16 protein-coding genes are annotated in these 19222 nt (G+C 61.4%); 6 read left to right on the top strand and 10 right to left on the bottom strand.

Annotated elements, in window-relative coordinates; all coding sequences use genetic code 11:
- Nucleotides 1-48: 48 nt before the first annotated feature.
- The 5 genes from mmsB to DDD64_RS05825 form a co-directional block, all read right to left on the bottom strand.
- Nucleotides 49-1398 (bottom strand): multiple monosaccharide ABC transporter permease, encoded by a 1350-nt coding sequence (gene mmsB / locus DDD64_RS05845; protein WP_241227457.1) that lies wholly within the window; start codon nt 1396-1398, stop codon nt 49-51.
- Nucleotides 1395-2948, bottom strand: coding sequence for a multiple monosaccharide ABC transporter ATP-binding protein (mmsA, locus tag DDD64_RS05840; protein ID WP_126135463.1), 1554 nt, complete (start codon nt 2946-2948; stop codon nt 1395-1397). Before mmsA ends, mmsB begins: the two co-directional genes overlap by 4 nt.
- 9 nt (nt 2949-2957) lie before the next feature.
- Entirely contained in the window at nt 2958-4076 is a 1119-nt protein-coding gene (gene chvE / locus DDD64_RS05835; protein ID WP_241227450.1) for a multiple monosaccharide ABC transporter substrate-binding protein, read from the bottom strand.
- A 277-nt stretch (nt 4077-4353) separates the two neighbouring features.
- Nucleotides 4354-5517, bottom strand: coding sequence for a xylose isomerase (xylA, locus tag DDD64_RS05830; protein ID WP_126135462.1), 1164 nt, complete (start codon nt 5515-5517; stop codon nt 4354-4356).
- A 216-nt stretch (nt 5518-5733) separates the two neighbouring features.
- Nucleotides 5734-6873 carry an ROK family transcriptional regulator gene (locus tag DDD64_RS05825; RefSeq protein WP_164545934.1) on the bottom strand — a complete coding sequence of 380 codons (1140 nt, stop codon included), beginning with the start codon at nt 6871-6873 and terminating at the stop codon, nt 5734-5736.
- A 317-nt stretch (nt 6874-7190) separates the two neighbouring features.
- On the opposite strand from DDD64_RS05825, the gene xylB reads away from it, so the two are divergent.
- From xylB to DDD64_RS05805, 4 genes are all read left to right on the top strand, one after another.
- Nucleotides 7191-8636: a xylulokinase gene (gene xylB, locus DDD64_RS05820; protein WP_126135460.1), complete on the top strand. Its 1446-nt coding sequence runs from the start codon at nt 7191-7193 to the stop codon at nt 8634-8636.
- Between the two features lie 56 nt (nt 8637-8692).
- On the top strand, nt 8693-9700 hold the full coding sequence (locus tag DDD64_RS05815) for an aldose 1-epimerase (RefSeq protein WP_126135459.1): 1008 nt from the start codon (nt 8693-8695) through the stop codon (nt 9698-9700).
- 124 nt (nt 9701-9824) lie between these two features.
- On the top strand, nt 9825-10472 hold the full coding sequence (locus DDD64_RS05810) for a DUF6318 family protein (protein WP_126135458.1): 648 nt from the start codon (nt 9825-9827) through the stop codon (nt 10470-10472).
- Nucleotides 10472-11464 carry a hypothetical protein gene (locus DDD64_RS05805; RefSeq protein WP_206435391.1) on the top strand — a complete coding sequence of 331 codons (993 nt, stop codon included), beginning with the start codon at nt 10472-10474 and terminating at the stop codon, nt 11462-11464. The genes DDD64_RS05810 and DDD64_RS05805 overlap by 1 nt, the downstream gene beginning before the upstream one ends.
- 116 nt (nt 11465-11580) lie before the next feature.
- Here the strand turns inward: DDD64_RS05805 and DDD64_RS05800 are convergent, their stop codons facing one another.
- From DDD64_RS05800 to DDD64_RS05780, 5 genes are all read right to left on the bottom strand, one after another.
- The gene (locus tag DDD64_RS05800; protein ID WP_126135456.1) at nt 11581-14184 is read right to left on the bottom strand and encodes an ATP-dependent Clp protease ATP-binding subunit; all 2604 of its coding nucleotides are present in this window, start codon (nt 14182-14184) and stop codon (nt 11581-11583) included.
- A 210-nt stretch (nt 14185-14394) separates the two neighbouring features.
- On the bottom strand, nt 14395-14862 hold the full coding sequence (gene dtd / locus DDD64_RS05795) for a D-aminoacyl-tRNA deacylase (RefSeq protein WP_126135455.1): 468 nt from the start codon (nt 14860-14862) through the stop codon (nt 14395-14397).
- Nucleotides 14863-14924: 62 nt separating this feature from the next.
- Nucleotides 14925-15266, bottom strand: coding sequence for a DUF2516 family protein (locus DDD64_RS05790; protein WP_126135454.1), 342 nt, complete (start codon nt 15264-15266; stop codon nt 14925-14927).
- A 41-nt stretch (nt 15267-15307) separates the two neighbouring features.
- Nucleotides 15308-16279, bottom strand: coding sequence for a hypothetical protein (locus DDD64_RS05785; RefSeq protein ID WP_126135453.1), 972 nt, complete (start codon nt 16277-16279; stop codon nt 15308-15310).
- Complete coding sequence (locus tag DDD64_RS05780) at nt 16276-16923, bottom strand: heme-binding beta-barrel domain-containing protein (RefSeq protein WP_126135452.1); 648 nt, start codon at nt 16921-16923, stop codon at nt 16276-16278. The genes DDD64_RS05785 and DDD64_RS05780 overlap by 4 nt, the downstream gene beginning before the upstream one ends.
- A gap of 419 nt (nt 16924-17342) precedes the next feature.
- On the opposite strand from DDD64_RS05780, the gene DDD64_RS05775 reads away from it, so the two are divergent.
- Nucleotides 17343-17969: a DUF47 domain-containing protein gene (locus tag DDD64_RS05775; protein WP_016442266.1), complete on the top strand. Its 627-nt coding sequence runs from the start codon at nt 17343-17345 to the stop codon at nt 17967-17969.
- A 2-nt stretch (nt 17970-17971) separates the two neighbouring features.
- On the top strand, nt 17972-18982 hold the full coding sequence (locus DDD64_RS05770) for an inorganic phosphate transporter (protein ID WP_126135450.1): 1011 nt from the start codon (nt 17972-17974) through the stop codon (nt 18980-18982).
- The last annotated feature ends 240 nt before the right edge of the window (nt 18983-19222 follow it).

The raw sequence follows: 19222 nt of genomic DNA, 5'->3' as shown, positions 1-19222 counted from the left end.
AGTGACCTACCCGCCCCGCACGACCCCGGAGGAGTGCAATTCCGGAGATTATTTCTTGCGATTAGCAACCATATCGAAAGCGACGGCAAGAATAACCACGAGGCCCTTAATGGACTGCTGCCAGGCGGAATCGACGTTGAGGATCGACAGGCCCATATTGAGCACGCCCATAATAAAGGCACCGATAATAGCTCCGGAGAGCCGCCCGCGCCCACCGGTTACCGCTACCCCACCGATGAAGGCCGCGGCGATAGCATCCAGTTCGTAGCCGTTTCCGGCCGTTGCCACGGCCGCACCCGCGCGCGACGTCGTCACAATGCCCGCGAGCGCGGAAAGCACGCCCATATTGACGAAGACGAGGAAGTCCACCCGCTTGGTGTTGACACCGGAGAGCTTCGCGGCTTCCAGGTTGCCGCCCACGGCGTAGACGTGCCGGCCGAAAACGGTGCGGTTCATGACGAAGGCGTAGATCATGACGAGTACACCGATAATGACGAGCACAATCGGGGTGCCGCCGGCCGATAGCGAGAGCACGTAAGACACCGCCATAATGCCGACCGCGAGGATGACGTTGCGGATCCAGAAGCTCGCCGCGGATTCGAGTAGCGCTCCGCCGCGGGCCCGGGCCCGACGCTTGCGCAGCGCGCTGACCAGCATGCCCACCACGGCCAGCAGGCCGATGAGGAGGGTGAGCACGTCGCAATCGCGGAGGAAGGACGGGGTGAAGAAACCGAGCCAATTGGGGAGCGATCCGTTAGCAATGGAAACGAAGCCACCGGGCAGGCCGGAAATAGTACGTTCCACTAGCACAATGGCCAGGCCGCGGAAAATAAGCATGCCGCCCAGCGTCACGATGAAAGCGGGAATACCCACGTATGCGACCCAGAAGCCCTGCCAGCAGCCGATAAGCGCGCCGATGATAAGTCCGGCCACCACCGCGACCGGCCAGGACCAACCCATGGAATCCATCATGAGTGCCACAACGCCGCCCACGAAAGCCACCACCGAGCCGACCGAGAGGTCGATATGCCGGGCAATAATGACGATCGTCATGCCGATAGTCAAAATAAGCACGTAGGCGTTCTGCTGGATTAGGGAAGCTACGTTATTCGGGGCGAGGAGCAGGCCCTTCGTGAGGACCTGGAAAAGCAGAATAATAATGACGAGGGCCAGCAAAATTCCGTACTGGCGCAGGTTAATGCCGCCCAGTTTCATGCTGCCGCGATGCGCGGTGGCCGGGTCCTCGGATTTCTTGGGGGCGCGTACCGCGGGAACAGCGCGTGCCGCGGTGCTTTCGGTGCTGGCGGCAGTTTCGGTGCCGGCGGCAGTTTCGGTGCCGGCGGCCCGCGTGCCGCTTGCACCGGCCGCGCCCGTGGTTACCTCAGGTTTCTCGCTCATGCTGCCTGTCCTTCCATACGATCACCGGCCATGTAGCTCATGAGCTTTTCCTGACTCGCGTCTTCGCGCGCGAAGCAGCCCGTGACTTTTCCGGCGTTGAGTGTGTAAATGCGGTCGCAGATTCCCAGCAATTCGGGAAGCTCGGAGGAAATCACCAGAACACCCTTGCCCTGGTCCGCTAGTTCGTTAATGATTTGGTAGATTTCGTATTTCGCACCGACGTCAATACCGCGCGTCGGTTCGTCCAAAATGAGGAGCTCCGGATCGGTGTACATCCACTTGGAGAGCACCACCTTCTGCTGGTTTCCACCCGAAAGTGAGGAGACCAGCGCCCGGTTCGAGGAGGTTTTAATCCGCATCGATTTTCGGTAGCCATCCACCACCCGGCTCTCTTCATGCTCATCGATCACGCCGCCCCGCACGAGTTTGCGCAGCGCAGCGGAGGTGACATTGAGCTGCACATCCTGGATGAGGTTGAGCCCTAAGCTCTTGCGGTCTTCGGGAACGTAGGCGATGCCCGCCTTGATTGCCCTGCCCACGGTGGAGGTGTCAACTTCCTGGCCGTGCATGCGCACAGTACCGGAGATCTTGGTTCCGTAGGAATGCCCGAAGAGGCTCATAGCTAGTTCGGTGCGCCCGGCTCCCATGAGCCCGGCAATGCCCACAATCTCCCCGGCCCGCACGTTAATCGCGGCGCCGTCCACCACTTTCCGCCCGGTGTCGAGAGGGTGGTAGGCGGTCCAGTCCTCCACTTCCAGAAGCATCTCCCCCACGTTCGGGGTGTGCTCCGGATAGCGGTTGGTCAGCTCGCGGCCCACCATATGGCGAATAATATCCGCTTCGCTAATAGCGCCCTCGCCCTTCATGGGCCAGGTGCCCACCGCGTGCCCGTCGCGAATAATCGTGACGTTATCGGCAATGTCCGCGATCTCGTTGAGCTTATGGGAAATGATGATCTGGGAAACGCCCTGCGCTTGGAGCTGGCGCATGAGGTTGAGCAGGTGTTCGGAATCGTCATCATTGAGAGCCGCGGTGGGCTCGTCAAGGATGAGCAGCTTGACGTTCTTCGACAGCGCTTTAGCGATTTCGACCAGCTGTTGTTTACCTACGCCCAGGTCCACCACTTCGGTAGTGGGGTCGACGTCGAGGCCCACTTTGGCCAGCAGGATCGCGGCGCGATCATTCGTCTTATTCCAGTCAATGGCCCCGAAACGGGTAATTTCGGAACCGAGGAAAATATTTTCCGCCACCGAGAGGAAGGGCGATAGCGCCAGCTCCTGGTGGATAATCACGATTCCGGAACGCTCCGAATCCTTAATGGTGGAGAACTTGACCGGCTCGTGATCGTAAATAATCTCCCCCTCGTAGGTGCCGTGCGGCCACACACCGGAGAGTACCTTCATGAGGGTGGATTTCCCCGCGCCGTTCTCCCCGCAAATCGCGTGGATTTCCCCGCGTTTCACGTTGAGTGTTACGTCGTCGAGAGCGCGCACACCGGAAAAATCCTTGACGATCCCGCGCATCTCCAAAATATTCTCGTCTGAATACATGGCGTCCTCCTACTCGAGGCCGATCTCGGCAGCCGAGTAGTATCCGGAATCCACCAGTTTCTCACGGGCGTTCTCCGCGTTAATAACCACCGGTTCGAGCAGGAAGGTGGGAACAACCATCATGCCGTTCTCATAGGTTTCGGTGTCATTAACTGTCACCTCTTCACCCTTGACGATCTGATCCACCATGAGGGCTGCCTGGTCGGCGAGCTTGCGGGTATCCTTCCACACCGTCATGGACTGGCGGCCCTTGACGATATTGGTGACATTGGCCTGATCCGCGTCCTGCCCGGTAAGGACCGGCCAGGTATCCTGCGTATAACCATCCGCGTCGAGGGCCTGGGTGATACCCAGCGCCAGTGCATCATTGGGGGCAAGCACCGCATCCACCCGCGTGCCGCCACGGTAGAAGGAGTTAAGGCGCGTTTCCATTTCGGCCTGTGCGGTGGGCGCCATCCACGCCTGAATACCGATGGACTGCCAATCGGCTACATTCGCGGGTGCTTTACCCGAGGGTACCTTGAGCTGCCCCTTATCCAGGTAAGGCTTGAGCTGGTCCCAGGCGCCTTCGAAGAAGTAACGCGCGTTATTATCGTCCGGGGAACCGGAGAAAGGCTCGAAATTGAAGGGGCCTTTGCCCTGATCCAAGCCGAGTTCCTTGACGATATATTCGCCCTGCATCTGCCCCACGCGGTAATTATCGAAAGTCACGTAGTAGGAAACCGCATCGGTATCACGGATGAGGCGGTCATACGCGATGACCTTAATACCAGCCTGCTTTGCCTGGGCAAGCACCGGAGCGAGGGCCGAACCGTCAATCGAAGCCACAATAATGACCGCGGGGCCTTCGTTAATCATATTTTGGATCTGGGAGATCTGCTGTTCCACCTTGTTATCGGCGTACTGCATCGAGGTTTTGTATCCCATATCCTGCAATTGCTTCTGGAGGTAGTCACCGTCACGCGACCAGCGTTCCAGGGATTTGGAGGGCATGGAAATGCCGATGGTGCCACCACCACTGCGACCGTAGTACTCATCGCTTCGCGTGGCGGAGCACCCGGCCGCGGTGGCAAGCACGAGGAACATCCCCGTGATCATCGCAGCTATTTTCTTCAGGGAAATCTTCACCGGAGCCTCCTTGCTCTGTGTGAGAAGTAGTGGGGAACGACGGCGCAGCTCGCGCTATCGTCAATGCGGCGCGCCTGTATATATGTCCGCGGTGGATTCAGGCGCGGGCGGCGTGCGAGCCCGGCAGGGCATGGCACGCCGGGGTAGCGTGGTCAATCTGCGCGGTGAGCCCGGCGCGCGGTGGGGGTGAGGTGCGGCTGCATCTCACCCCCACCAACCGGGGCACAGTGATAGCCAGGGGTAGGCCGGTATAGGGCCGACCTACTCCCCGCGGTTCTTAGCCAATAAGGTGGCGCATGGCCTGCTGGTAGAGCTCAACGTAGTGGTATTCGCGCGCGGCCAGCGCGGCGACGTCGAACTTCTCCGCCCGCACATCGTCCAGGTTCTCACCTTCCGCCACGGTCGGTTCGGTCAGTTCGGGAATCGAGGCAGCTTCCATGATTTCCTGGGTGCGCGGGTCGGCGCGGAAGGCCTTCGCCTTCTCCGCGAGCATGAGGTACATTTCCATATTCGCGGCCGCGGATTCCCACACACCTTCCATACCTTCGGTGCGCGAGGGCTTGTAATCGAAGTGGATGGGGCCTTCGTAGCGCGGACCGCCGTTGGAGAAGCCGTTGACCAGCAGATCCACCGTGAAGAAAGCAGAGGCGAGATCGCCGTGGCCGAAGCACTTGTCCTGGTCGTAGCGGGGGCCGGCCTGACCGTTGAGGTCGATATGGAAGAGCTTGCCGGCATTGAGTGCCTGGGCCAGCCCGTGGGTGTAATTAAGACCGGCCATCTGCTCGTGCCCGGTTTCCGGGTTGAGGCCCACGATATCTCCATTATCTAGTTCGGCAATAATGCCCAGAGCGTGACCGATGGTGGGCAGGAAGATATCACCGCGCGGTTCGTTCGGCTTGGGTTCCAGGCCGATCTTGAGATCGTAGCCCTTCTCCTTGATGTAGCCGGCTACCGTGTCCAGGCCTTCCTTGTAGCGTTCGAAAGCGGCATTGAGATCCTTGGAGGAATCGTATTCGGTTCCTTCGCGCCCGCCCCACATCACGAAGGTGGTGGCGCCGACTTCTGCGGCTAGATCCACATTGCGCAGAATTTTCTGGAGGCCGAAGCGCCGGATCGAGCGGTCGTTATTGGTGAAGCCACCGTCCTTGAAGATGGGATGGGAGAAGGTGTTCGTGGTGACCATTTCGATGGTCAAGCCGTTGGCATCGGCTGCTTCCTTGACTTTGCCCACCCGCTCGGCACGCTCAGCATCGCTGGCGTCAAAAGCGAAAACGTCATTGTCGTGGAAAGTAATGCCCCAGGCACCCAGCTCGGCAAGCTTTTCCGTGTAGACCCACGGATCGAGGGCCGGGCGGGAATCTCCGCCGAAGGGATCGGTTCCGGTCCACCCCACAGTCCACAGACCGAAGGAGAACTTATCTTCTTTTGTAGGCTTTCTCATCGTATGCACTCCTTTATGCTGATGAACAACTACTTTGTTCATTTACAAAACTAAGTCGAGAAGTGCACGCTGTCAATACCTATAAGGTAAATCTCACCCAGAAGTTTTTATTGCGCGTTTTATTGCCCGGTTTGTTTTAGGCACAAACAAACCGGCGTACCCTGCCGCGAAGGAGCTCTTGCGGCGAGCACGGCCCCTCAGGTAGGCGCGGAATCTTTAGGCGAGAACCGGATCCAGCCACGAATTGGGATCACCGAGGAAGATGTCAAAATGCTGAAGGCAGACCCCGATAGCCGCGGCGGTATTCCCGCGTTCATCAACGAGCAATTCAATATCCTTCCAGCGCGATGCCAGCACCCGGTATTTAAGTTCGGAGCGCAGGATCATCTCCAGGCGAGGGTAGAGAAGAGCGAAGTTACCTCCGAAGACCACCGTGTCTAGGTCGAGAAGATTGAGGGCGTTCGCGAGGGCCGATCCAAGGGATACCGCAGCCAGATCAACAGCATCTCTCACGCCAGTATCCCCGGCGTCGAACCTTTCTATAAGTCCATTCACGCCCACCTCCCGCGGCAATCCGGCATTCCGCAAGAGCGCGTCTTGACCCACGTACTGTTCCAAGCATCCGTTAGAGCCGCATCCGCAGCGCGGCCCGGAGCGTTCCACGCACATATGGCCAAATTCCCCGGCCCACCCATGCGTCCCTTCAAATACCGCTCCCCCGGCAATAACGGCGGCGCCGATGCCTACCTCACCGGAAACGTAAATAAAATCTCGGGTGGCGGAAAGGGCTCCGGGACGCTGGTAGAGCACCCCGTGCGCGGCAGCATCCGCTTCGTTGACAACGATCACCCGGCCGAGATCTCCGATTGCGGCGCTCAGCTGAGTCGCCATATCAACATCCGCCCAGCCAAGATTCGGGGCGGTCACCACAATTCCGCGGCTGCGGTCCACCAAGCCAGGAACGCACAAGCCCGTGCCCAGAACGGTGGTGCTACGCGGGCGAGCCCAGCGCCCCAGCATCTCGCCAAGCATCTCGCAGATCAGCTGCGGGGATGCCTGGCGGGAATCGCGCTGATCCACCGCGGTAAAAAGGATATTGCCAGCCAGATCCATGACCACCACGGAAAGATAGGCGAGGTTCACCTCCATACCGATCATCACCATGGTCTGCCCCTTCGCAACCAGGGGATTAGCGGGCCGCCCCACGTGGGGACGTACCGGAGGCAACTCCTCAATGAGATTGGCCTCCAGGAGGTAATCGACCAGGCGGGAGACGGTGGCGCGGGTGAGGCCAGTGCGGGTGGCGAGCTGAGCGCGCGAGGGCGGTTCCGGACTGTCCAAAACTGACGCCAGCACCGTTTTGGTGTTCTCCGCCCTCAAGCTCTGCGGTGTTTTCCCGGTTTTGGCCACGCTCTCGACCTCTCTACCTGCTCGACCTCTGTTTGCTCGCCCCTCGCGCATCTCAATTATCATAATGGAGCCACGCCGCTGATTGCGGGCCAGAGCATAGCGGGAACCCTTGACACTCCCCCACTCCCACATTAGTTTTATTTAAGAACAAATACACGGAGTGGTGCACGCCGGGAAGGTTATTCGGCGCTATCTCACCCCTTTCCTCCGTGCCGGCCCGCGGCGCGACACCGCTGTCACGCCGCTCACTACTAGGAGAGAATATGCCACTCGTTGCCGGAGTCGATAGCTCCACCCAATCCACCAAGGTCCTCATTATCGATACCGAGACCACGCAGATCGTACGGCAGGGCAAGGCCCCTCACCCGAACGGAACCGAGGTTGACCCACATGCCTGGCTTGACGCGCTGCGCAGCGCGATCAGCTCGGCTGGCGGGCTCGATGATATTTCCGGCATCGCCGTGGGCGGCCAGCAGCACGGCCTGGTAGCCCTTGACGAGCACGGGGAGGTCATCCGTCCTGCGCTGTTATGGAACGACACCAAGTCCGCTCCCGCAGCCGCAGCGCTCACCGCCGAATTCGGGCGGGAATTTTGGGCGCGGGCAACGGGATCCGTCCCGGTTGCCTCCCTCACCGTCACAAAATTGCGTTATCTGGCCGACGCGGAACCCGAGAATGCCGCGCGGATTCGAGCTATCTGCCTCCCTCACGATTGGCTCACGTGGAAGCTTTCCGGCTCCACCGATCTGCGCGATCTTGCCACTGATCGTTCGGATGCCTCGGGCACCGGGTACGTGGATTGCACCACCGACGAATACCGTTACGACATCCTCGCCGCGGCATTGCGAATCCCCGAATCCGCCGCGCGGGAGATTATTCTGCCGCGCATCGGAGCACCTTTCGAGGCGGTGGGGAATCTTGATGCGCGGTGGCTGAGCGAGGCGAGCCCTGCCCGCCAGATTCCCATCGGTCCCGGCGCCGGCGATAATGCGGGTGCCGCGCTCGGCCTGGGCCTGCGCGGCGGGCAGGCATCGCTCTCCATCGGGACCTCCGGGGTGATTGCCACGGTATCCGACCATCCGGTTCAAGATGCCAGCTCGGGCGTCACCGGCTTTTCCGACGCAAACGGGCAATGGCTCCCGCTGGCTTGCACTCTCAACGGTTCCCTCATCCAGGACTATTTCCGCAGCATTCTTGATGTTTCTTTCGAGGAGCTCGGCGAGCTGGCCGCATCCGCCGCACCGGGCGCGGGCGGAATTACTCTTATTCCCTATTTCCTGGGTGAACGCACCCCGAATCTGCCCGGCGCCCGCGCGCATCTGGGCGGTTTGACAGCAGCGAATTTCACCCGCGCGAATCTGGCCCGCGCGGCCTACGAAGGCTTGGCCTGCCTCATGCGCGGCGCGCTCGAAGCGCTGCGGGCCGGGGGCATCACCATCGATAACGCCATGCTCATCGGCGGTGGTGCACAATCGCGAGTGCTCGTGCAGATTCTCGCGGACGTGCTCGAGATTCCCCTCGCGCTGCCCGAACCGGGCGAATACGTGGCTAAGGGTGCGGCCTACCAGGCCGCACGGGTGGCGAACTGCGACTGCCCGGCCGAAGCCTGGGCCCCGCGCATCACCGCCCGTTTCACGCCGCGCCCCGGCAACCCGGCCTGGCCCGCCTACCGGGCCTTGGCGGGTACCCTGGAGAACGTGGGAAGCTAAAGGAGGCGTCCGCGGCTGCGGCGCCGTCGTACCTGGGACTACGAGGAAGAAGGACCATGATCGTCACCACTGAACGCGAGTGCGCGGGCCGAACCGTTACACTACGCGCGGCCACCCGCGGCGCCACCCTGCTTAACTACCGCCTCGGCGATACCGAGATTATCGACGGCTACCGCGACCCCGCTGAGCTGCGCGAACTCAACGGTTTCCGCAGCGCTGTGCTGGTGCCGTGGTCCAATCGTATCCGCGAGGGGCGCTACCCGGCCGCGCTCTACCACGGCGAAAACCCGGCCGTGCAGGCTCAACTCCACGCCGATATTCCGGTAAGCGGCGTTCACAGCGTGCCGGCACCAATTCCCGAGGCTGAAGCCGGCCTGCACGGCCTGGTCACTACCCAAGAATTCAAGGTGATACGCGCGGAGAACGGCGTTCTCGAATTCGGTACCCGGCTAGACGCAAACACTGTTTACCCCTTCGAGCTGTCTGTAAACATTGTTTACAGTATTGGGGCCGAGGGGTCCTTACACGTACGCTTACGCGCCGAGAACCTCAGCGAGGTAGCTGCGCCGGTCGCTCTCGGCTGGCATCCGTATTTCCGACTCGCCGGCCCGCTGGCGGAGGCGCGCCTGAACCTGGACTGCCGCGCGCGTATCGCCACCGATACCACTCTTATTCCGCACGACGGCGCCGGCGCTTTCGCGCCGTGCGAGCCGCTTGCCGACTCCCCCATCGACCCGGCCACGGATTGGGCCTACGCACAGCTTGCCGATTGCGCCGGGCCGGATGCGGACGATGCCGGAGCTAGCTGGAATGTGGCGCGCCTGCGCACCGGAACTCGCGAAGTGGCCCTGTGGGCGCGCCTGGGTAGTTGGCCTTCCAAGAACTTCCATATTTTCGCGGGCTCCGAACTCGCGCGTGATGCTGGGCGAGCGGTGGCCATGGAGCCGTGCCAGGCGCTGCCCAATACTTTCAACCGAGCCGAAGGCCGCGACATGTTGCTGGAGCCGGGCGCATGCCGCGAGCTCGAAGCGCGGGTTGTGGTGACGGAAGCGGCTACTGCGTAGGCGCGCCGGCGCATAAGTGTACTGGCGCGTAGCCGAGCCGGCGCACGCTGTGGACAACACACCGATGCGGGCCTTCCTGTGGATAAACCCGGGGTGGGTGAGGCGGGGCTGTTAACGTGGCGCCATGAACGTACTCATGACCGGGCGCCGTGCCGGAATTCTTGCCGTCCTTTGTTTCCTTCTCAGCAGCTGCGGGGCCGGGGCAGGTGCGCCTCCCCCGGGGCTCTCCCCCGGTGGAGTTTCCGGAATGCCAGCCCCCAGCCCTGCTTCGCAGACGGCTAGTTCTGCGTCACCCGCAGATTCTCCATCTGCTCCGCCCACCTGGCCGGTGCAGATTCCGGTGCCCTCCCCACCCGCCCAGATGGCCGAGGATTCCGTGGAAGGAGCCATCGCTGCCGGGCAGCATCTTTTCACCCTCCTCGATTACGCAACGATCACCGGCGATATCGCACCTCTATCCCCGCTGGCCGGGGAACAATGCGATTGGTGCCAACACCAAATCGCGAAACGTGAAGAAACTGATTTCCGGCCCCGGCAAGCCACCGTATTTAGTTTTAGCGAGGCGCGGGGGCGCTGGAATGATCCCATCGCCGCCTATACCGTGCAGTTTTCCGTCTCGCATCCGCCCAATCCGGTGGTGAACCGCAAGGGCGCCGAAAAGGTAGATCGTGCCGAAGAATTCTTTGTGACCATGCGGATCGTCCGCTCAGGTGATAACTGGATCGTGGATGCGGTAGGGATGAACGACGACATTCTGGATGGAGGTGTGTGATGAGACGTGACACCAACCCCGCTTTGAGGCCGCGCTGGTTCCTGCGCGCCCTCATCATCGGTATAGCCACGGTGGCATTTCTTGGTTCGTGCACGGTAAGCGCTCCGGCCCTCGCCCGCGAATACGAGGATAACGAAGAGCGGGTATATACCGCTCACACCGATGGTGGCGGTGTAACCGTGGAGGGTCAGTCTCGTTACACCCGGCGTTTACCCGCTGGGGCCGCCGGCGCTCTATCGGGCTCAGACGCCACCACCGGCAGCGACGGCGGGGACAGCGGATATTCCGGCGGCGGGCCGGAAGATAGCATGACCACTACGGCAACCGGTTCGGGCACCGGCCCCGCCACCGGAGCGTATGGACTGCCGTGGTCTCGCGGTGCACTAGTAGCCGCTGTTCGGGATACGTCTCTGCCAGGCCATGTGCGCGGCGCGGCCGGAATCCTCAGTTGGATATTGGGTCATGGCACTCCTCCGGCTAGTTCTCAAGCGGCAGCACTGCCCAGCGCCGCGCAGTTGGAAACGATTATTCACACGGAGAGTATCCGAATTGCGGCAGCGAACGCTGCGGCGTGGATGGAACCGGCGCGCGGCTGGGTGGCTATCAACTACCCGGTCCACCTCCATTATTCCGCACCGGCGCAGCGGCACACGGTCACGTTGCTCGGTGCGGAGGTTGTTATTGATCTGGTTCCCGTGCGGGCAAGCTGGGAGGTTCCCGGTGCGAGAAGCGTGACCGCGGGGAAGGCTGGGAACACCACGCCCAGCGGTTCGCTACCCGGTCACTCAGCGCAGCCCATCCCAGCCCGCCAGCCCTATACGGAAGTGATCTACCACCGCGCTAACGAGGAGGTGAAAGCCACGCTCGTTGTGGAGTGGGAGGTTCGCTACACCGTTGCTGGGCAGAGCCGCACGGTGCCGCAGCTACTCACCACTCGCTCCGAAACAGCCCCGGTGATAACGCGAGAGCTCGAAGCCCACCTTATCGGTTAGCTTCGAGCTCTCGGGTATTAGTTATTCCTTGCTCGCGACCCTAGCGTCGGCACCTGAGCTTGGTGCTCCTTGTTGGGAGCCTTAAGCTCGCGCCCCTACACCGGGCTTCAGCGAATCTAGTTAGCCGCGGCTAGGCCACCCCCGGAGGTCGGTGCACCAGCCCCGGCCGCCGGCCCGCCACTCGGGCGAGTATTCACCCCGGAGGCCAGGCCTTCCATCTGCGCCGGTTCTTCCGCTTCGATCACGCCCTCCGGGAGCGGCTGATCGGGCGACTGGCCGGTAAACGTGAAGGACATGGGAATATTGTCCTTATCCACATCCACCACGATGATGTCACCCTTAGCGAATTCGCCGTAGAGCAGCTTCTCGGAAAGCACATCTTCCACGTCACGCTGGATGGCGCGGCGCAGCGGGCGCGCCCCGAGCACCGGATCGTAACCACGATCAGCAAGTAGTTCTTTCGCGTCCTTCGTCAGTGCGATGGACAGGTTCTGATCCCGCAGGCGCTTATCCAGCTTGCCAATCATAAGATCCACAATCTGGAGGATTTCCGGGCGGCCCAGCTGCGGGAAGACGATAATGTCATCCACGCGGTTGAGGAACTCGGGCCGGAAGTTGTTCTTGAGTTCTTCCGCTACCTTCGTCTTCATACGCTCGTAGGAGGACGTGGTATCGGCGTCGAACTGGAAACCAGTTTGCACGCCCTTCGCAATATCCTTCGTGCCCAAATTGGTGGTCATAATAATGATGGTGTTCTTGAAATCCACCACCCGGCCCTGGGCATCCGTGAGGCGCCCTTCTTCCAGGATCTGGAGGAGGGAATTGAAGAGATCCGCATGGGCCTTCTCAATTTCGTCGAAGAGCACCACGGAGAAAGGCTTGCGCCGCACCTTCTCGGTAAGCTGGCCACCTTCTTCATAACCCACATATCCCGGAGGGGCACCGAAAAGCCGCGACACGGTGTGCTTCTCCGAATATTCGGACATATCCAAGGTGATCAGCGCAGATTCATCCCCGAAGAGGAATTCCGCGAGCGCCTTAGCGAGCTCGGTTTTACCCACACCGGTAGGCCCGGCGAAAATAAAGGAACCACCGGGACGGTTCGGATCCTTGAGCCCCGCGCGAGTACGGCGAATCGCCTGAGAAAGTGCGGTCACGGCTTCATGCTGGCCGATAACCCGCTTATGCAGCTCATCTTCCATACGCAGCAGCTTCGCGGACTCCGCTTCGGTGAGCTTGAAGACCGGGATGCCGGTGGACATGGAGAGCACTTCGGTGATGAGATCTTCATCCACCACCGAGACGACGTCCATATCCCCGTCTTTCCAGGCCTGCTCGCGGGCATCGCGTTCTTCACCGAGCTTCTGCTCTTCATCACGCAGCCCGGCGGCCTTCTCGAAATCCTGGGCGTCAATAGCCGCTTCCTTGGCACGGCGCGTGGAGGCGATCTTATCGTCTAGCTCGCGCAGCTCCGGCGGCGCGGTCATCTTACGAATGGCCAGGCGCGCGCCCGCTTCGTCGATGAGGTCAATGGCCTTATCGGGAAGGAAACGATCATTAATGTAACGATCCGCCAGGGTGGCGGCCGCCTCGAGGGCGTCGTCGGTAATAGTCACCCGATGGTAGGACTCATACCGGTCCCGCAAACCACGCAGAATATCGATGGTTTGTTCCACGGTGGGCTGTTCCACCTGGATGGGCTGGAAGCGGCGCTCCAGCGCGGCATCTTTCTCGATGTACTTGCGGTACTCATCGAGGGTAGTTGCCCCGATGACCTGGAGTTCCCCGCGGGCCAGCATCGGCTTGAGCAGCGAGGCCGCATCCAGGGCACCTTCCGCGGCACCCGCGCCCACCAAGGTGTGGATTTCGTCGATGAAAAGAATGATATCCCCGCGGGTATTGACTTCCTTGAGGATCTTCTTCATGCGTTCCTCGAAGTCACCACGGTAGCGCGAGCCGGCCACCAGGGAACCCATATCGAGGGAATACAGCTGCTTATCCTTGAGGGTTTCCGGCACGTTACCGGCGGCAATGGACTGGGCCAAGCCCTCCACAACCGCGGTTTTACCCACGCCGGGTTCCCCAATCAGGACCGGGTTGTTCTTGGTGCGCCGCGAGAGCACCTGCATAACCCGCTCGGTTTCGGTATGCCGGCCAATCACGGGATCGAGCTTGTGGTCACGCGCGGCGGCGGTGAGGTTACGCCCGTACTGATCCAGGATCGTAGAGCCGGCCTTCGTGCCTTCACGCGGGCCTCCGCCCACCCCCACGGCTTCCTTACCTTGGAAACCGGAGATGAGTTGGCTGACCTGGTTACGCACGGTGGGCATATCCGCACCGAGCTTGATCAGCACCTGCGCGGCAACGCCATCCGCTTCGCGAGTGAGCCCGAGGAGGAGATGTTCGGTTCCAATATAGGAGTGGCCCATCTGCAGCCCCTCGCGCATCGCGAACTCAATAACCTTCTTGGCGCGCGGCGTGAAGGGAATATGACCCGAGGGCGGCTCCTGGCCTTCACCGATAATGTCGATGACCTGCGTCCGGACGGACTCAAGCGTTACCCCCAGGGCTTCCAACGCCTTTGCGGCCACCCCTTCGCCCTCGCGAATGAGGCCGAGCAAGATATGTTCGGTCCCCAGGTAGTTGTGCTTGAGGTTCCGTGCCTCTTCCTGCGCGAGCACGATGACTCGCCGGGCGCGGTCAGTGAACCTTTCGAACATAACTCTCCTTGCACTTGCAATCTTCTAAAAGAGTAACGGCCCTCAGCCCAGGAGCCGTCCCCTGTTCGCCAGTGGCATGAGTGTGTGGCTCACATTTTGCTGAGGGAAAAAGCCGAATTAGCGCGGAAAGTGCTGTTCTCGATGATATTTCTGAGCTTATTTCACTACCCCTAGGCCCTTGGGCCCACGAAAGCGAGGTTGTGCGGCGAGTTAGGCGCCGGCCGGTTCCACCTCAACGAGGAGCGTGAAGGGCCCGTCATTGACCAGCTCCACATCCATCATGGCTCCAAACTGACCGGTGGCTACTTCCAGTCCGTACGTATCCCGCAATTCGCGCACCACCGCTTCGTAGAGCGGGTCGGCAACTTCCCCGGGCGCGGCCTTGGACCACGAGGGCTTGCGCCCCTTGCGCACATCCGCGTACAGGGTGAATTGCGAAACAAGCAGCACGGGAGCCTGCGCTTCTTCCGCGCTACGCCGACTATTGGGATCATCGCTACCATCCGCGGCGCGCAGCACTTTCAGCTGTGCGATTTTCCGCGCAACTTTCTCCACTTCCGGGGCGCCATCCCCGTGGGTGACGCCCAGGAGCACGCACAGCCCCGTGCCGATCTGCGAAATCACGCTGCCGTCCACCGTGACGGATGCGCGCGTGACGCGCTGAATAACTGCTCGCATTCTTCCTCCTTCGTGGTGCGTGTAGTACGACGACGCAGCTCAGGCCCTGCGCTTACCCCGCTTTACCAGGACCCTTTCCCGCGCCCGCGTGAACTACGCCGCGGCCCCATCCGTTGTTCTTCAGGACCCAGGTAGTAGAGCGCCCCGTATGCCGCCCCGAGCATGAGGAACGGCTGGAAAGGCAGCCGAATAGGAGTGAACAACACAATCCCCGTTACGAGAGCGCAGCCCAGCAGCACCCCGCTCCAGAACTTCTTATCCTTGCGGGCATAGCGAAAATCCGCATCCGGGCGGCGCAGGCAAGCCACGAGCGCCCACACCATAAACGCGAGAATCGCCAGCTGTATCACAAAAAATATCCCGTTGCAGATATCTGTGACGAGCCGCAAGGTTGTTAGGTTCATGGTTCTCCGTCCTCGTGGTGAGCGTGGTGCTCGCACCCATTCTAGTCACGGCCTACGACACTTTTTTCGCCGCTTTCACGAATAGTCACCGCAACGGGCACGTGAGTTGGTAGTGAAATAGGTTCGACGCCGCAGCGGAATTCCCCTACCAGCACCGCGCCCAGCGCCGCTGGCTGCCTCAGCAGCGCGAGGGCAAGCGGGCCTTCTTCCCAATGCCGCACCGCCGAGGTTACCCGGCCGATAACTGCCCCATCGCCCCGCTCCGCGACTACCGGATCGCCGGGTTCGGGCAGGTCCGCCGCGTCCGGGCCTTCCAAATACAGGCAGGCAAGGCTCCGCGCGGCTCCCCCGAGCCGGGCGGTGCCCGCTACCCGGGATTCGCGAGCGCCTGCTACTCCGGGCCCGTATATCTCAGCCAGGCGCACCCCAGCGCGCGCCGCCCGGAACGGATCCGGGCGGCGCGCCGCGGCCCGATAAGCATCCCAGGCGAATAAACCTACCGGGGCCATACCTGCGGCCTGCCCGACCCGGGCGAGTTCCTCAATATTGCCAACCAGGAGGATCACCCTATCGCTATCCGGCCACCAGTCTTCCCAGAAACTAGCGGATAGCCCGGGCCGGCCGCGCATGGCCGTGCGTAGGCGCTCAGCTCCGTGCGTCGTCGTACCTATAGCAATGTAGTTGGCCGGGTACATAGTGGAATCGAGCCCGCCCGGCTCAAGCCCACCAGGCGGACTCAAGAAAACGTCGCCTGCGCCGCCCGCACAGCGCAGCAGCGCAGCGCGAATTTGGCCCTGGGCATCGCATTCCAGCACTTCACGCGCGTTATCGGCGCGCGGGAAAGCACCGGCGGCGCCGCGCCCCACCCGCCAGTGCGAAAGGTCCACGAAGCCGCGCCCGGCTTCCAGCGCTCGCTGTTCCACGTAGGGATTGGTGTAGAAAGCAGCTACCCCGGCCGCCGCACCATCTCCGGGAACCGCGCCGGGCCAGCGTAGCAACGGGCTAGGTATCACGATTCGGGGTGGGCCTCCGGTGCGCCCGGCGCACCCGCCCCACCGGTCGCGGGTTCGCCCGCTGCCGGGCAGTCGCTCAGGCGCTGGAGGCGGCCGGCCATGTAGCTGCGCATCGGCGCCCCGAAGGCAGCCATGTCGTAGGCGTAGAACAGCTCCGATTCCACATAGCCGCCCATGATTTGGCCGCCGGTGTAGCTCGCGGCGGTGGGGGTGGCGGCGATGGCGTCCGCGACGATCTGGAATTGCGGACCCTTAATGAAACCGGCCCAGGTCATGGCGTGGCCGGCGGAGGTGGCGATCATTCCTTCCAGAACGAAACGCCCCTCCGTGCCCTGGAGGTTATTCGGTGAGACACGCAGGTAGCCCTCAAAGCTGGACCACAGCTGACCTTTGGTGAGAGCCGCGTACATCCGCCCGCCGGGAACCTCGCGATCCACCGCCCCGGCCGGCTCCTGGGAAAGCCAGGTTGCCGAACGCAAACGCAGGTAGGGGCCGTGGTCATCATTATCGATGCGCAATTCGTGCAGGTAGCCGGCTGCGTCCACACCTTCGTATTCGAGAAGGCCGGCGCCGCGCCAGGTATCGACGAGCCAAGCCATCGGATAGGTTTCCGGGCTGAGATTTTCAGGGATTGCAAAGACCATAAGCTCAGGGTACCCGCCCCGACCGCATGAGGCCCACAGCGCCAAGCCTGTGAGAGCCACGGCGCCCGGCGCTAACGGACCCTCCCGGGCACAACCCATAGCCAGTATCATTTTCCCACGTCGGAGCTCAAAAGTCCGCTTTTTTCACGCTTGGCCCGAAAGCGCGAAGAAAAGTTTCCGATTGCCCGCACTCTTGTTATTCTGAAGCCACGGTGCCGGACCTTGAAAGCCCCGGGCTCCAACTAGCGCCGCTACGAGCGGCATTCGCGCCGTCAGGCGCTCTCAGGTCCGGCACCCTTTCTGTCTAGTTACTCCTTGCCCGATCTCACCGCCGCGCAATACACGTTTCGCCCCGTAATGAACTATCCTTGAAACGAGTCGTTCATCGATTGTTCATGTCCCCGAAACGAGGAATTCACGTGGGGTTATTCTCTAAATTCTCGCGTTCCACGCGGGTTTTCGACCTTATTGGCGCCCAGGCAGCGCATCTTCCCATCGCCGCCGCGGGCCTCGCGCAGCTCATGACCGCACCGGTTCACGAGCGCGGAGAGTTGCAACAGCAGCTGCACACCATCGAAAACAATGCAGATGAGTCAAATCACGCACTCCTCAAAGTGGTAAATAGGTCTTTTGTCCTCCCTTTCGACAGGGAGGATCTTTATGCCCTGACCACCGCTATCGATAATTGCGTGGACCTCATGGACGAGGTGGGGGAAAACGTGGCCTTTATGCGCCCCCTCACCCTTCCCGATAGCGCGCCAACGGTGGTGGATATTCTCAAGACCTGCGCTCGCCTCTCCTCGGATATTCTCGCGCATTTCAACCCGACGTCCCCGGATACCCGCGAATACTGGGTGGAAATTAACCAGCTGGAAAACAAGGGCGATTCCCTCTACCGTTCCACCCTCGCCTCGCTCTTCGAAAACGCCACCGACGCCATTGAACTGCTGCGTGTCAAACTGGTTGTGGACACTCTCGAGGACACCGTCGATGCTTTCGAGACGCTCGCCGCCGTGGTCGAGCGCATTGCCCTCAAGGAGTCCTGATTTTGTCCGAGTTGCTCTTTTTGGTGGGCACCGTCGTCGTCATTAGCCTCATTTTTGACTTCACTAACGGTTTTCACGACGCCGCAAATGCCATCGCCACCTCGGTAGCCACCCGCGCATTGACGCCCGGAGTGGCCCTCGCGATGGCGGCAGTCATGAACTTCCTCGGCGCGATGCTCGGCACGAAAGTGGCCGAAACAATCGGCTCCGGCATCGTTGATATTACCGAGCTGGAAAAAATAACCGGCCTGACCCTGGTACTCGGCGGGCTGGCCGGCGCGATCGGCTGGAATCTTATTACCTGGTGGCGTGGGCTGCCCTCCTCTTCTTCGCACGCGCTTATTGGCGGGCTGGCCGGCGCCGGCATCGCCTCTCTGGCCACCGTGCACTGGACGGTTATTTTCGACCGCGTGGTGGTGCCGATGGTTGTCTCCCCCGCGGTTGGTTTCCTACTGGCCTACCTCATTATGAAAGTGGTGCTGCGCCTACTGACGGAGGCTCCCTACCACACCACGATGCATCGCTTCCGTTACGCCCAAACGGTTTCCGCCGCCATGGTGGCCCTCGGGCACGGCCTCCAGGACGCCCAGAAAACCATGGGTGTGATCGTGCTGGCCCTCACGGCCGGCGGCTTCCATAATCTTGAGGACGGGATCCCCACCTGGGTGAAACTGGCTGCGGCAGCCGCTATTTCTTTGGGGACCGCGACCGGCGGCTTCCGTATTATGAAAACGCTCGGCTCAAAAATTATTGATTTGGATCCGGCCCGCGGTTTCGTTGCGGAAAGCGTGGCCGCGAGCGTTCTTTATACGACGGCGTTCGTGTGGGCCGCCCCCATTTCGACAACGCATACCATCACCTGCGCCATCATGGGTGTGGGAGCCACGAAGCGGCGCTCGGCAGTGCGCTGGTCCGTGGCCGGAAATATTGCCACCGCCTGGATCCTCACCATCCCGGCCGCCGGCGCCCTGGCAGCGGTTGCCACGTGGCTGCTGCGGTTAGTTCTCATCTAGGCCGCTTCGCGGCTTCGCCGCTAACCGAGCGCTGCGTAAAAGCGAGGCTGCGGGCCGGCGCTGCGGCGTCGTGCTTATTCCACAACACAACTGTGCCGCGCAGGATCATTCCCGGCCTATAGGACACTTGGTGTTGGTTTTATCCGGACTTTTCGGCTTGCTAGCAGGCTAAAGTCGGGTTCGAACTCGGTTTGACTCGAGTTTTTGGATGGACAGAACGTGTTGGTTTAACCCCGACTT

This window comes from Actinotignum sanguinis, from assembly GCF_003957255.1.
Taxonomy (GTDB): Bacteria; Actinomycetota; Actinomycetes; order Actinomycetales; family Actinomycetaceae; genus Actinotignum; species Actinotignum sanguinis.
This window is presented reverse-complemented; position numbering and strand designations above follow the sequence as displayed.